Origin of the sequence: Porphyromonas vaginalis, assembly GCF_958301595.1 — a bacterium.
Taxonomy (GTDB): Bacteria; Bacteroidota; Bacteroidia; order Bacteroidales; family Porphyromonadaceae; genus Porphyromonas; species Porphyromonas vaginalis.
Genome location: NZ_CATQJU010000001.1, coordinates 2,033,270 through 2,047,908, shown reverse-complemented (window position 1 = coordinate 2,047,908; position 14,639 = coordinate 2,033,270). Strand labels below are relative to the sequence as shown.

Below are 14,639 nucleotides of genomic sequence, written 5' to 3'. Positions count from 1 at the left end.
GTTGACTCATTATATATAATGTGTCACCCCTGCCCTCTAATCTCTAACGTCTAACTTCTAACTTCTAACCTCTAACTTCTAACCTCTAGTCTCCATTTACATATCTTTACGGGGAAATTCGTCCGATTCTCTTCTTTCTCGAATATCCACGTGGGAAATACGCAAGGCTGACGGCCTCTCCTCGTTATTTCACAGAGAAAAAGAGCTTGTAAGTAACCATCGGCATAAAGCCCTGCGTGTACATCGTCGAGTACTCCCCATTGTCGAAGAGGATAGACATGACATTCTTACGATTCGTCACATTCTGCAGGTCCACTGCCCACTCCTGGGTGATGCGCTGACCTATCTGGCGAGCGCCTATCTTTAAATCTGCTCGGAGGTAATCCTTAGCTTGAAGAGCATTGACCTGTGTCTTGTCAAGCTCTATGCGACCGCTCTGCTTATATAGATCTTCTCGTATCGGTGTGTAGCGGATGCCCCCCGCATAGGAGGCCTTAAGATCGGTAAAAAGCGCCCAGTGCTTCGGCAACTTCCACTCATATCCACCCGTCATATTGACAAGATACCGGCCATCAAAGACTGTACTCCACCACTCTTTCTGAAATCCTGTCGTATAGGTCGAGCTGTAGAGTGACGCGTTAAAGAGCATGTAGTAGTTGTTGCTATAAAACTTCTCCACCGTAAGCTCTACACCATAGTTTCTACCACGCCCCTTATTGACTAGATCGCTCTGACGCTCTATGTAGTTTTGTCCAGCGCCACCTATCTCTAGGAGCGTCCATATAGAGTTCGGGTCATTGACCACTGGCACTCTGTACAGCTCCTGATAGTATCCCTCTATCTTAGCATGCCAGTTGGGCGCAAAAGCCCAGTCGTAGTAGAGATCCACCTGCGCACTACGTGTGAAATCAACCCGCTTATTGCGATACTCGATACCCTGCGGTGCATAGTGACGTATGAAGTAAAAGGAGCGTGGGAGCATCTGACTATATAGTCCCGCAGCAAGACCGATGGTGTGAGAGCGAGCTGGCTGATACTGCAAGCCCATACGAGGCTCGACAGCATAGTGATCATTGATCGTAAGGTACATACTATGTAACCCCAATGTGGCTGTCCAGTAGTCTCCTAGGCGATGACGATACTGTCCATAAGCACGTATTAAGCCATAGAGCGGACTCTCCTCAGCAATCGTTCGCACGCCTTGAGCGAAGGTACTATCAGCCGTCTGCTCCATATAGTACGCATCAAAGAGATCACCTCTGACACCCGCCACGAGCAGCCCCTCCCTACTGGGATGCCATGTAAGATCTGAGTGAAGCGACCACTTATTCTCCTGTGCGGACTCCGACCACATGACATGCCACTGAGGATTCTGCTTGTCCCCTTGGAGGTTCATCGTATCAACAGGCATACCAGTATCAGATCGTACGAAGGAGAGCTGCGTACTGAGTGACATGCGAGAAGAAAACTGTACGCTATGTGTCAGCCCTGCAATGTAAGTTGTCGAATTGATTGCTATGCGCTGTGCGAAGGAAAGCTTACTAAAGTCGTAGTCGGCATATTCAAAGTTGTCTCCCAGCTCGTTTGTGGCAAAACCTATATGACTCTTGCTAAACAGTCCAACGAAAGAGAGCTTATGCCCATACCCTAGGTCAAAGTGGAGCTTCGTCGTGAAGTCTTGATAGCGTGGCACCACTGGCATCTTAAAGCCTAGAGCATGCATGATGTCAGGGACAGAGTAGCGATAAGAAGCAAGGTAAGACGATTGACTCCCCTTGCGCAGGTACCCCTCAGCACCTAGCTCTAGTCCACCAAAGCCTGACTGTAGCCAGAACTCATGTCGCTCAAGATTGCCACGACGTAGACGCAAGTCAAAGATGCCCGAGAGCGCATTGCCATAAGGGGCTGGCCAAGCACTCAAGTGAAAGTCGGAGTTGGTCAGCAGATTAGTATTGAGATAGCTCACCTGACCTCCAGTCATACCGACACCTGTATTGAAGTGATTGGGATTGCTAATCTCGATACCATCTAGGATCCACTGCACCCCAGCGGGTGAATTACCTCGTATGATGATATCGTTGCGAGAGTCGTTGACAGGCATAATACCAGCGAAGCTACGCACCATACGAGCAGGGTCGCCCAGGGAAGCGGCAAAGCGATACGCCTCATCAACGCTAAAGCTACGCGCTCCAGCTAGGCTAAACCTATTCGTAGGAGTACTCTTGTCATACGGAGCAGTCACAACCACAGCATCAAGCTTGGTATCTGACGGTGTCAAGGCTATATGCAGCACACTCTGCTTGCCCGCTACAACGAGGAGGTCTACCTCCTGAGACTCATAGCCTATACAACTAATCTGCAAGGAGCAACGACCTACAGGTAACCGTAGAGAAAACTTCTGATCTGAGCCTGTCGTTGTCCCTACGAGTGGATCACTACCTACTACTACGATCGAAGCTCCAACGATCGTATCGTCAGGGAGTGCGGAAATGACCTCTCCGCGTACCTCTTGTGTAAAGGGTTCCTGAGCATTTAACCGAGCATTTAGATAAGCGGTAAATGCAAGGGTAATGATAAGAAAGACGAGCTTAGTGAGATGTCGCATACGAACTTTGAGATGATTGATTTCACTCGCAAAGGTACTCCAAAGATGTTAACGATGTGTGACACATACACTTCGGCCGTTTCTATCCTAAAGGTCTTCATTGCACAAAAAGCATGACACAGATCATCGTTGCATATACATTTCGCTATATGGACTTCAGGGCTGACGCATTATAATCCTCTTTTCAGAAGCAACCCATTAGCGACAAGCGAGGCATAGATGCGCTCATTATATATAATGTATCACCCATGGATTGGCTGTTAGCTATTGGCTGTTAGCTATCGGAACCATCGGAGCTATCAGAGTGATCGGATCTCTAATTTCTAACTTCTAAACTCTAACCTCTATCTCCATTTACATATCTTTACGGGGAAATTCGTCCGATTCTCTCCTTTCTCGAATATCCACGTGGGAAATCTCAAATCTCCACGTGGATATTTTTTATTCCCCACGTGGGCGCGAATCATTTCTTCCGAAGTTTCATTTCATTCCTCCGAAGTTTCATTTCATTCCTCCGAAGAATTTTTTATTCTCCACCTGGAGATTTCGAAATATCCACGTGGAAATCACTTTTCCCCGACACAGCGCCGTTTTGATATGTATTCGACTCTAAATTATCGTAACGAGCCAGCGTTGAATTTGCCCAGGCAGGGCTGTGAGGCGTTATAATCGTTCTGTCAGGAGCTGCACATGAGCGACAAGCGAGGAATAGAGAGGCAGATGAGTTCATTGTATATAATGCGTCAGCCCTGGTGAGTCAGCAGTGAGGAGAGGGCGATATTCCCTTTTTTCACTATCTTTGGGGAGCAAATGAGCTGAGCTCACTTATTTAATACAGATCAATCTATAACATCATACCATTATGAAGACTACTCCATTTACAGAGCGTCACATAGCACTGGGTGCTAAGATGCACGACTTCGCAGGCTACAATATGCCTATCGAGTACCCTACGGGGATCCTTGAGGAACACATGAATGTGATCAACGGCGTCGGTGTCTTTGACGTGTCACACATGGGAGAGTTTTGGGTCAAGGGACCGAAGGCTCTCGAATTCCTACAGAAAGTATCTAGCAACGATGCCTCCAAGCTGGAGGTGGGGCAGATACAGTACAGCTGCTTCACAACGGAGCAGGGTACACTACTAGACGACTTCCTCGTATACCGCTACGAAGAGAACAAGTACATGCTCGTCCCCAACGCTGCTAACGTCGTCAAGGACTGGGCGTGGTGCCTCAAGCAAAACGATATGGGCGCTGACCTAGAGGACGGCTCCGCAAAGATCGGACAGCTAGCCGTACAGGGCCCCAAGGCTACACAAGTACTACAGCGTCTGACGGACATCAACCTGCTCGACATCCCCTACTACCACTTTAAGGTGGGCACCTTCGCAGACTGCCCCAACGTGATCATCTCTAACACAGGCTACACGGGTTGCGGAGGCTTCGAGCTCTACTTCTTCCCTCAGTATGCAGACAAGATCTGGGACGCTATCTTTGAGGCTGGTAAGCCCGAGGGCATCATGCCTGCTGGTCTGGGTGCGCGTGATACGCTCCGTCTAGAGGCTGGTTTCTGCCTCTACGGCAACGATATCGATGATCAGCACACGTCACTAGAGAGTGGCCTAGGCTGGATCACCAAGCTCACAGACAATAAGCCCGACCTCGTAGGTCGTGAAGCACTGCTCAAGCAGAAGGCTAAGGGCTTGACACGCAAGCTCGTCGCTTTCGAAATGGTCGACAAGGGCATCCCCCGTCAGCACTACGACATCGTCAACGAGGCTGGCGAGAAGATCGGTGTCGTCACCTCTGGTACCATGTCTCCCGCACTCAAGGTGGGCATCGGTATGGGCTACGTCTCTACGGAGTACAGCAAGATAGACAGCAAGATCTACATCTCCGTCCGCAAGCGCAACCTTGAGGCTAAGGTGGTCAAGCCCCCCTTTCGCAAGTAATCACACGCTGCGCTAAGCTACAAGCAGCACGCTAAGCAAAGCCCTCCACTGAGCATCTCTGCCTCACTCGTGGAGGGCTTTGACAATACAACCTACCTTTCTCAAACAGATACTCCATCCTATGAAAACTTCTAATTCATCAATCTTTGAAGCTCTAAGCCTTAATAACACGTCATTTTTTATTCCTCCGTATCAGAGAGCATACTCGTGGGGCAAAGAACAAATAAATCGCTTCTTTGATGATGTCATGAGACTAGTTCACTCTGAACAGGATCCGATGCAAACAGATAAGCAGCAGCATTTCTTTGGGACCTTAGTATACAAGTGGGAAGGACAAGGTTCATTTGCTAAGCGACAAGTAATCATCGACGGACAGCAGCGTCTGACCACTACTTTGATCTTTTGCATTGCATTACGAGACCTCTCTACAGACCAAGAAGAAAAACAAAATATCACTAACACATTACTCATTAACGAGAAGTCTACGTTCAAGGACAAAATCAAACTCAAGCAGGTAACTTCAGACTGGGATGCTTACGGAGCATTGGTTATGGGGGGAAAACCAGTCCCCGGGAAAATAACAGATGCGTATAACTTATTCATAAGACTACTAAAGAAACAACTGGAAAGCGAAGACATAACTGCGGAACACTTCATAACTGCTCTTCAACGAATAAATGTAGCCATAATAGAGCTGTCAGAAGAGCCATACAAAGGTGAAGATCCACAAGTCATCTTTGAGACGCTTAATTCGCTCGGCAAGCCCCTCTCCCTATCGGACCTGATCCGCAACTATATATTACTAGGAATGCCTAGTGATCAGCAAACAACAATTTATGATGAGGTGTGGCAACCTAAGATAGAGCAGCTACTGGGAGAAGTAGGAGAGGAGTACACATCTAGATTCTTTCGCGACTACCTCCAGTGCAAAAACAAGAAATCCTATAAAGTAGTCAGTGACAACAACACCAAAGAGCTGTACTATCAGTTCAAAGAATTCGTTGAGCGTACATTTGATAGCAAGAAAGATTTCATCAGAGATATAGAGTCTTACGTTCCTTGTTACTTAAACATTGTAGAGCCTAAATACTACACTCCCGTGTCTCCTAACAAGGAGGATGATCAAACCATTAAGGAACTCCTACACAATATATTTCACGACATATCGAGTGAAGCTTTTAAGCCTTTTGTGCTAGAGTTGCTTCATATGCGACAGTCTTCGAACCCTAATACGACAATCTGCGACACCTTACTTATAGAGTCTCTAGAGTCCATTCGCACCTATCTGATACGTAGGCGTGTAGTTAAATTAACGCAAGCAGAGAATAAGAACATCCCTACACTGACCTCTTATCTTCCAGCAATAGCAAGCGGAGAGACTTCACTGATAAAGATTCTATCCAATCTCTTTTATAGATTACGCTTACCAAACGATAAAGAAGTTCGAGAGACTTTAGAGCGACTAGCTTTCTACAAAGATGTGAGTAGCTATAGTAAGTTCATCCTAGGTAAAATGGAGAAACATCAGGCTAAAGTTTCCGTAGATTTTCACGATCCACTTGTCACTATCGAGCACATTATGCCACAGACTCTCAACGAAGTGTGGCGCTCCGAGTTGGGCGAGGAGAAGGCTGAGGAGATACACCAGCACTACTTGCACAACATCGGCAACCTGATACTTACTGAGTTCAATGGTGAAATGGGCAATAAATCTTTTGCTGACAAGAAGGCACGATTGGCTACCTCGAACATAGGATACAGCCATAACATCTGTCAGTATGAGCAATGGCGTGAAGAAAGCATCCTCGACCATCAAGATCGTATGATTAGTCTCTTCCTAGACACCTTCTCGCTACCCGATGAATACAAGCAGACCAATAATTGGAAAGATGATTCAGATCAAAAGACAGAAAGTGTTATATATCCGTTTGATGGCAGTTTAGAGTGGGCAAAAGGAACTAAGCCCAAGCAGCTTAGGGTATATCAGCAAACGTACGAGGTCAAGAACTGGTCTGGAACATTGCTCCAGTTTGTCAAGTACTTCAAATATCAAGAGCCAGCTGCGTTGGAAGAACTCATACTTAATCAACAAGAAGTCTTTAGTCGAAAGGACTCTATCGTGAACTGGAGTAGGTTTAGCCAACTATTATTAAAGCAGCCAAACTACCAGACACGATACAAAAACCTTGAAGATAAATTCTGTACTCAACTTTCAGATATTAAGCCTGAAGAGCTCTTCGTACATTGTGACGCAACTATCAATATGATATTGGATCGCATGTCTAAAACCATGTTATTACTAGGAATGGATCGTAAAGATGTTGTTGTTGAGATTAGAAGGACGACAAAGTCCAGCATAACAATCGAAGAAGAGGAAGAATAAGTAAACACCACCTGTATATATGGCACACCTAACTTTTGATATTTGTCCGTGCCCGGCGCTCTACCCTTACTACCATCAGGAGGACAGCGTGGTGGTCGTGGTGGACATACTGCGTGCTGGCACCTCGATGGTGGCAGCCTTTGACCATGGCGCTAAGGAGATCATACCCGTGGCAACGACCGATGAGGCGGAGAGCTTTCTCGGTAAGGGCTATGTGGTAGCTGCCGAGCGCAATGCGATGCGTTGCCCGTGGGCTGACCTAGGCAACGACCCCTCCGAGTTTACTGCTGAGCGGATCGGCGGACGTAGCATCGTCTTCACGACGACCAACGGCACCCAAGCCATTCACGCAGCTCGGGAGGCAGGCGCAGCGGAGATCATCGTAGGTGCTTTTAGCAATCTCACCGCCGTGGCGCGCCACTGCCAAGCTTCGGGGCGTGCCGTGACGGTACTCGCTTCTGGTTGGCAAAACAGCTTCTGCATCGAAGACACGCTCTACGGTGCTGCGCTCCTAGACAAGCTAGAGGAGCTGGGCGCAACCTACCGACTCACCGACAGTAGCCGCACGGCACTAGAGCTTTACCGCGAGCACCGAGCGCATCTCTACGACTATCTCTACAGTTGCGATCACAACCAACGTCTGATACAGCGTGGCTATCCCGATAGCTTACGTCACTGCCTCGAGCAAGACAGTTCGACACACATTCCCACGCTCAACGATGCTGGGCAACTATATGTCTAAACCGCTGCCCTCAACGCTAATTTCCGTACATTTGCAACGTAAGTAGTTTCAGACCCATTATACACAACCCGCTATGATTAGTTACTTTGTCCTTGGTGATACGATTTATGCCGTCTCACACACCTCAGCTCTCAGCGAGGAGACCTGCGAGCGTCTCTCTTGGCTCTTCGGCGGAGCGCAGCTGGCTCCCGAGTCTCACCTCGAGGGAACCTTTGTGGGCCCTCGTCCTACGCAGGTGACTCCATGGAGTACCAACGCTGTGGAGATAACGCAAAACATGCGCATCGCTGGCATCGATCGTATCGAGCAGCTCACACGTACTCACGAAGCGAAACCACACTACGACCCAATGCTCCAAGCGATCTACAAGGGGCTAGGTCAGGAGAGCTTCGCCATGACCGCTGAGCCACAGCCGATCCGTGAGATCACGGACCTCGAGGCGTACAACGAGGAGGAGGGACTAGCCCTAAGCGAGGAGGAGATAGCTTACCTACAGGGCGTCTCGGCACGCATCGGTCGTCCGCTGACTGACTCTGAGGTCTTCGGCTTCTCACAGGTCAATTCGGAGCACTGCCGCCACAAGATCTTCAACGGTACCTTCATCATCGACGGTTTGCGACAAAACGATTCGCTCTTTGCGATGATCAAGCAAACCTCCAAGGAGAACCCCAACGGCATCGTCTCGGCTTACAAGGACAATGTGGCTTTTGTCAAGGGTCCCCGCGTCTGGCAGTTTGCGCCAACGAGCGCGACGGAGCCCTCTCCCTTTACACTACGGGAGCGCAATACGGTCTTAGCACTAAAGGCTGAGACGCACAACTTCCCCACGACGGTCGAGCCCTTCAACGGAGCAGCTACTGGCTCAGGCGGTGAGATCCGCGACCGTATGTGCGGCGGCAAGGGATCGCTACCACTCTCAGGTAGTGCCGTCTACATCACTTCCTACCCACGCCTCGAGAAGGATCAGAAGCTTAGCCCCGCTAAGCTAGACCCACGTCCGTGGCTTTACCAGTCTCCGCAAGAGATCCTGACGAAAGCGAGCGACGGAGCTAGTGACTTTGGCAATAAGTTTGGACAGCCCTTGATCAATGGTTCGCTACTGACCTTCGAGCATCAGGAGGGTGCCGACAGCACGCTCTACGGCTACGATAAGGTGATCATGCTAGCGGGCGGTATGGGCTACGCTCCCCAAGAAGATGCCAAGAAGGAGACACCACAGCCTGGCGAGACGGTCGTGCTACTCGGTGGTGACAACTACCGCATCGGTATGGGCGGCGGTGCCGTCAGCTCTGTCGCTACGGGCGAGTACAGTAGCGGTATCGAGCTTAATGCGGTACAGCGTGCCAATCCTGAGATGCAGAAGCGTGTTCTCAACGTGGTCCGCGCCATCAGCGAGCAGGGCAACAACCCGATCGTGAGCATCCACGACCATGGTGCTGGCGGACACCTGAACTGTCTCACCGAGCTCATCGAGGAGACCGGAGGACGCATCGACATTGACGCACTACCCGTAGGCGACCCGACGCTCTCCGCTAGAGAGATCATCGGCAATGAGAGCCAAGAGCGTGTCGGTCTGCTCATCCAGGAGCGCGAATACGCGCAGATGGAGCAGATAGCACGGCGTGAGGGCAGTCCTATATATAAGGTAGGCGAGACGACCGACGATGAGCGCCTCCTCTTTAGCACAGAGCGGGAGGGACGCGCTGCCATCGACCTAGCCGTGTCCGACCTGCTGGGGCAGTCGCCCAAGACAGTTATGGAGGACGAGACAGTCGCTCATCAGTTTGCCCCAGTCAGCTATGACAAAGAGCTGTGGCGCGAATATCTAGACAAAGTCCTGACCCTCGAAGCGGTCGCCTCTAAGGATTGGTTGACCAACAAAGTGGACCGCTCCGTGACGGGTCGTGTGGCACAGCAGCAGTGCGTTGGTGCGCTCCAGCTACCGCTCTCCGATCTTGGTGCTATGGCACTAGACTACGACGGCAAGAGCGGTATGGCTACTGCCGTAGGACATGCGCCTCAGGTGGCACTCATCGATGCTGGGGATGGCTCTCGGATGGCTATCGCAGAGGCTCTGACGAACATTGTCTTTGCCCCCATCGAGGGTGGCATACGTGGCATCTCGCTCAGCGCTAACTGGATGTGGCCTTGTCGCAACAAGGGCGAGGACGCACGTCTCTATCAGGCGGTGCAGGCTTGTAGTGAGTTTGCCATAGATCTAGGGATCAATATCCCGACGGGCAAAGACTCGCTCTCCATGACGCAGAAGTATCCCGACGGAAAGCAGGTGATGAGTCCAGGCACACTGATCATCACCGCAGCAGCTCCCGTGAGCAACGTCAGGGGCATCGTGACGCCTGAGCTCAAGGCTGCTAAGCAGAGCCGTCTGCTCTACATCGACTTTAGCTTTGCTCCGATGGCACTCGGTGGCTCAGCTTTGGCACAAGCATTGGGACAGCTCGGCGACAGCTTCCCCACGGTCGGTGACACCGACTACTTCGCCACCGCCTTTGAGGCCGTTCAGGAGTTAATCCACAAGGGCTTAGTCCTAGCTGGTCACGACATCTCGGCGGGCGGTATGGTCACAACGCTCTTGGAGATGTGCTTCGCCAATACACATGGAGGTGCTGAGATCAGCCTCGATGAACTCTCCCATGTGGACCTCGTCACGGCACTCTACAGTGAGAACCCGGGCGTCATCCTACAGGTTTCTAAGGCAGAGCAGGCAAAGCGTATCCTCGAGGAGTACGAGATCGCTTATGCCGACCTCGGTGCACCTACGGAGTCTCGCCTGCTGATGATTCATCAAGAGGGCAAGACGTACGAGATCGACATCGATGCTGCACGCAAGTGCTGGGCAAACAAGTCTTACCTGCTAGACTGCTTCCAGAGTGGCGAAGCTCTAGCAGCAAGTCGCTACGAGAGCCTGGGCAAGCAGCCCGTACAGTGGCGCTTCCCGCACGCTTTCGCTGGCACCTATGCGGGTCTTGGTCTAGAGCCTCATCGCACGAAGGCATCAGGCATCAAGGCTGCTATACTACGTGACAACGGAACCAATGGTGAGCGTGAGATGGCTTACGCACTGCACCTCGCAGGCTTTGACGTGGTGGATATCCATCTGACCGACCTCATCGAGGGCCGCACCGACCTATCCGACGTTCGCATGCTCGTCTACTGTGGTGGCTTCTCGCACTCCGATGTCTTAGGCTCTGCCAAGGGCTGGGCTGCGGGTATCCTTTACAATGAGCGAGCTCGCAAGGCTATCGAAGCTTTCTACGCTCGCCCCGACACACTCTCACTCGGCATCTGCAACGGCTGTCAGCTCATGGCTCAGCTCGGGCTCCTCGGCAAGGATGCTCAGGGCGAAAGCCTCTTCAAGCTGGAGCACAACGCTTCGCACAAGTTTGAGTCCAACTTCCTAACCGTAGATATCGCCGACACAGGTGCTATCTTGACACAAGGTCTCGAGGGCTGTCAGCTCGGTGTCTGGGTGGCTCACGGCGAGGGACGCTTCGTCTGCCCCACGATACCCGATGAGCAGATAGCAGCGCGCTACCATTACGATACCTACCCAGGCAATCCTAATGGCTCTGAGCGCGGTATCGCAGCGCTTTGCAGTAGCGATGGCCGTCACCTAGCTATGATGCCTCACCCAGAGCGTGCTACGCTCACCTGGCAGTGTGGCTTCTACCCCGAAGAGCGTCGTCAGGAGGATCAGGTCTCTCCGTGGATACAGTTCTTCCGCAACGGCTACGAGTGGCTCGCTAAGCAGTAATCCACTCCGTCTAGCCAATGCCTGAGATAAGCCGTGAGCATCTCTGTATCTACGCCTTGACGCAGCTCAAGGGCGTATCGCTACAGCTCGCTCGCCATCTGATAGAGTTTGCCGGATCAGCCACAGCACTATGGGCTGATCCACAAGCTCTAGCAAGGCTCAACGGCCACGTCTACACGCATCTCTACCCGCTCCTACGGGATCGGGCTAAGCTCGAGGAAACGCAAGCGCAGCTACAGCGCACGGCCGATCTAGGCATACGAATGGTCAGCATCTACGATGCCGACTACCCTCCTCTACTCCTCCAGTGTGCCGATGCGCCACTGATACTCTTTTATCTAGGTGACCTAGCACCACTTCATGCGGAGCAGACGCTCAGTGTCGTCGGCACGCGCAAGCCTTCGCAGCATGGTGTCGAGGATCTACAGGCGATCATCAGCCACCTGCCCAACGTGACCGACAGCGTGACCATCGTCAGCGGTCTGGCACTTGGACTAGACGCTGTCGCACACAAGGCGGCTCTGCAGGCGGGCTTGCCCACCGTAGCCGTGCTGGCTCACGGGCTTCACATGATCTATCCGAGCAATCACCGCAACCTCGCTCGTAGCATCGTATCCCACGGTGGCGCTCTACTCTCCGAGTACCCAGCGGGTGTCAAGCCCCAGCGACATCAGTTCGTCTTGCGCAATCGTATCGTGGCGGGGCTCACGCAGGCAACCCTCGTCGGTCAGTCTGCCGAGCGTGGCGGTTCGCTCATCACAGCGCACCAAGCCTTCGACTACGACCGCTCCGTCTACGCCCTCCCGGGTCGCCCCTCAGATCGCGAGAACGAAGGGTGCAACAACCTTATCTACAACAATATCGCCAAGCTCATCACCTCAGCCACTCACCTCTGCGAAGACCTCGAGTGGAAGAAGCCCGACCATGAGGCGCGCAGTGCCGTCGGCTCCATGTCTCACGAGAGCAAGCTCAATGCTCTGCGAGCTCGCCTAGAGCCTGAGACACGTCCTCTCCTCGATCTGATCGTAGAGAGTGGCGATGGCCTCTCGATCGATACTATCTGTGACCAGACGCTCATGGGCGTAGACGAAGTGAGCTTCCGACTCTTCCTCCTTGAGAGCGAAGGTGCCGTCTCGCTCCAGCCCGACGGGCGCTACAAGCTACAGATCTAGCCACACGTCCCCTCACAGACAGCGATGCGTCTCGGTAAGAACTAGCCCTCTTGCCGAGACGCATCGTTATTTGTCATGCCACAGACCCGAGACAGCCGTGAGGTGCCGACCGTTTTGTCAACTTTCCAAAAACATTCCAGCCTTGGAAAATTAAATTTCCAACGGAGGAAAAGAAGTTTTCCAAGGCTGGAAACTTTTCTTTCCACCGTTGGAAACGAAGAGTTCCTCCCTTGGAACTAAAAAGTTCCTCCGCATTTTTTGGTTTCGGACTATCTAGCTGAGAAATAAGAGGTTACCGTTTGGGGTGACACGGACAGGTAACGATTTAGAAATGAGCGGAGTGCTTTGAAGTACATCGTTTTGGATAGCCAAAGAACGCTCACTATTATCACTTGCAAAGATAGTGATTCGTGGGAGAAAGTGAGCGTTCTTGCGTGATTTTCTTCTTAAAAGTTTAGTCGGAGTCCAAACATTACAATGAAAGGGGAAGGAGATGTCTTATCTCTACAGTCGTTGCAAGCGATTACGATTGACAAACTGTTTCCATTTCTGTTCGCACCAATCTGAAACAGATAGTCCATTGATGGTAAGAATAGGCTGACGCTTCTCGTTGGTTATAATGCGTAGCTCCGCATTTTCCTCCGTGAAGTTTCGTTTGTACATTCCCGAATATGCTGTAGCCGTACCACGGACTGTCTCTCGATCTTTGTGCATCTTGACCACCGTATCATCATCAAAGCCCATTTTGCGGAGCATCAGACGGATATTGAGTAAGAGGTAGAAGCTGTGGAAGAAGCGTTTGATAAAACTCCGCTCCTCCTCGTACACCTTGATTTCTCGGTGTTGTTCAGATATAGTCTTGTCCTTATCTCTAATGGTGTCCTGAAGAAGTATGACCTCCTTGCGGATTTCGGCTTTCTCCTTTTCCGAAAGATGTTGTTGCCGTTTGACTTCTTGCTCCAACTCTTCGATGCGCTGTTCCGCCTTGTCAAGCTCGGAGTTGCCAAATAGCGAGTAGAGCGTACCCTTTACTCGGAGCTTGCCCGCCTGCTTTTCCAACTCTCTGACCTTTTGAATTAGTTCTTCCTCCTCAAGTTGTTTCTGCTTGGTCTCTTTGAGAAGCTCTTTGTAATACTCCATATTAGTACGATGCTTTGCTTCAGATCCTTGTACCCCTCTACTCAGCCCAAATGGTCGCATTTGCTCTGCGTAGGAGGTTTGATACTCCTCGAGCTTCTTGGGTGTAAGCAGATCATCAGCACAGAGCCTTATCTTGTTTGTCTTTGTCTTGTACTTACGCTTGCCATTCTCAGCTTCCTGTTTGGCTTTTCTCCTTTCTCCCGTGACAATTGGGACAACTGTCGCATGTATGTGCGGGGTCTCTTCATCGGCATGGAGTGTGGCTGCCACCACGTTTGCCTTACCAAAGGTGGTATAAAGCCACTGCATCGTACTATGGCACCACTCCTCTAAGCGTCCATCGCTTTCAAGTTGGAGCATATCTTCGTGTGATCCTGAGAGGATGAAACGAAGTGCTTTAACTTGATTGTCCGCAACCTTTCGGTAGATACCAGCCGTTGCTATGCGATGTGCAATAGCTTCTGTACGGTTGGTGACATTTGCGGGGAATTGCACCAAGTCTCGATTGAGGTGCGTGCGAGAGGCATCGACATTGTTCGGCACGAATGTTCGCTCGATGTGGGCACTCATTGCCGAGTCGTTGCCCCGAGCCTTGTCTATGTGTAATACTGCGTAGCCCATAAGTTGAATATAGTTTTAGGGGGTATCCAAAGGGGCTGCTTCCCCTTGGCTCAGGAGGGCTTTTTTAGCGGTAACGAAGTGGAGCGTGAAGAAAATGCCCTAATGAGCTATGGCATTTCTCCAAATGCCCGCTCCGCCCTGTCCCGCAGCCTGCCTTTGAAGTGCTTGCATTCTCTAAATGCACTGAGTCTTTGTTTCTAAGTTTGCCCCTGCAAACTTGCAACTCCGAGGGAGTGCCATAACTCTT

Annotated in this window: 7 protein-coding genes; 5 read left to right on the top strand and 2 right to left on the bottom strand. The window is 51.1% G+C overall.

Annotation, left to right across the window (positions count from 1 at the left end):
* Window positions 1-184: 184 nt before the first annotated feature.
* Window positions 185-2,605 (bottom strand): TonB-dependent receptor, encoded by a 2,421-nt coding sequence (locus tag Q2J34_RS07885; RefSeq protein ID WP_300969843.1) that lies wholly within the window; start codon window positions 2,603-2,605, stop codon window positions 185-187.
* An 862-nt stretch (window positions 2,606-3,467) separates the two neighbouring features.
* Here Q2J34_RS07885 and gcvT point away from each other — a divergent pair.
* The 5 genes from gcvT to dprA all read left to right on the top strand — a co-directional run bounded on the left by gcvT (window position 3,468) and on the right by dprA (window position 12,631).
* Complete coding sequence (gene gcvT / locus Q2J34_RS07880) at window positions 3,468-4,559, top strand: glycine cleavage system aminomethyltransferase GcvT (RefSeq protein ID WP_298887591.1); 1,092 nt, start codon at window positions 3,468-3,470, stop codon at window positions 4,557-4,559.
* 121 nt (window positions 4,560-4,680) lie between these two features.
* On the top strand, window positions 4,681-6,942 hold the full coding sequence (locus Q2J34_RS07875) for a DUF262 domain-containing protein (RefSeq protein ID WP_298887594.1): 2,262 nt from the start codon (window positions 4,681-4,683) through the stop codon (window positions 6,940-6,942).
* A 19-nt stretch (window positions 6,943-6,961) separates the two neighbouring features.
* Entirely contained in the window at window positions 6,962-7,684 is a 723-nt protein-coding gene (locus Q2J34_RS07870) for a 2-phosphosulfolactate phosphatase (RefSeq protein WP_298887597.1), read from the top strand.
* 73 nt (window positions 7,685-7,757) lie between these two features.
* The gene (gene purL, locus Q2J34_RS07865) at window positions 7,758-11,459 is read left to right on the top strand and encodes a phosphoribosylformylglycinamidine synthase (RefSeq protein WP_298887600.1); all 3,702 of its coding nucleotides are present in this window, start codon (window positions 7,758-7,760) and stop codon (window positions 11,457-11,459) included.
* Between the two features lie 17 nt (window positions 11,460-11,476).
* A complete protein-coding gene (dprA, locus tag Q2J34_RS07860) occupies window positions 11,477-12,631 on the top strand; it encodes a DNA-processing protein DprA (RefSeq protein ID WP_298887602.1) in 1,155 nt (384 codons plus the stop codon).
* Window positions 12,632-13,135: 504 nt separating this feature from the next.
* Here dprA and mobV read toward each other — a convergent pair.
* Window positions 13,136-14,392 carry a MobV family relaxase gene (gene mobV, locus Q2J34_RS07855; protein WP_300969841.1) on the bottom strand — a complete coding sequence of 419 codons (1,257 nt, stop codon included), beginning with the start codon at window positions 14,390-14,392 and terminating at the stop codon, window positions 13,136-13,138.
* Window positions 14,393-14,639: the final 247 nt, after the last annotated feature.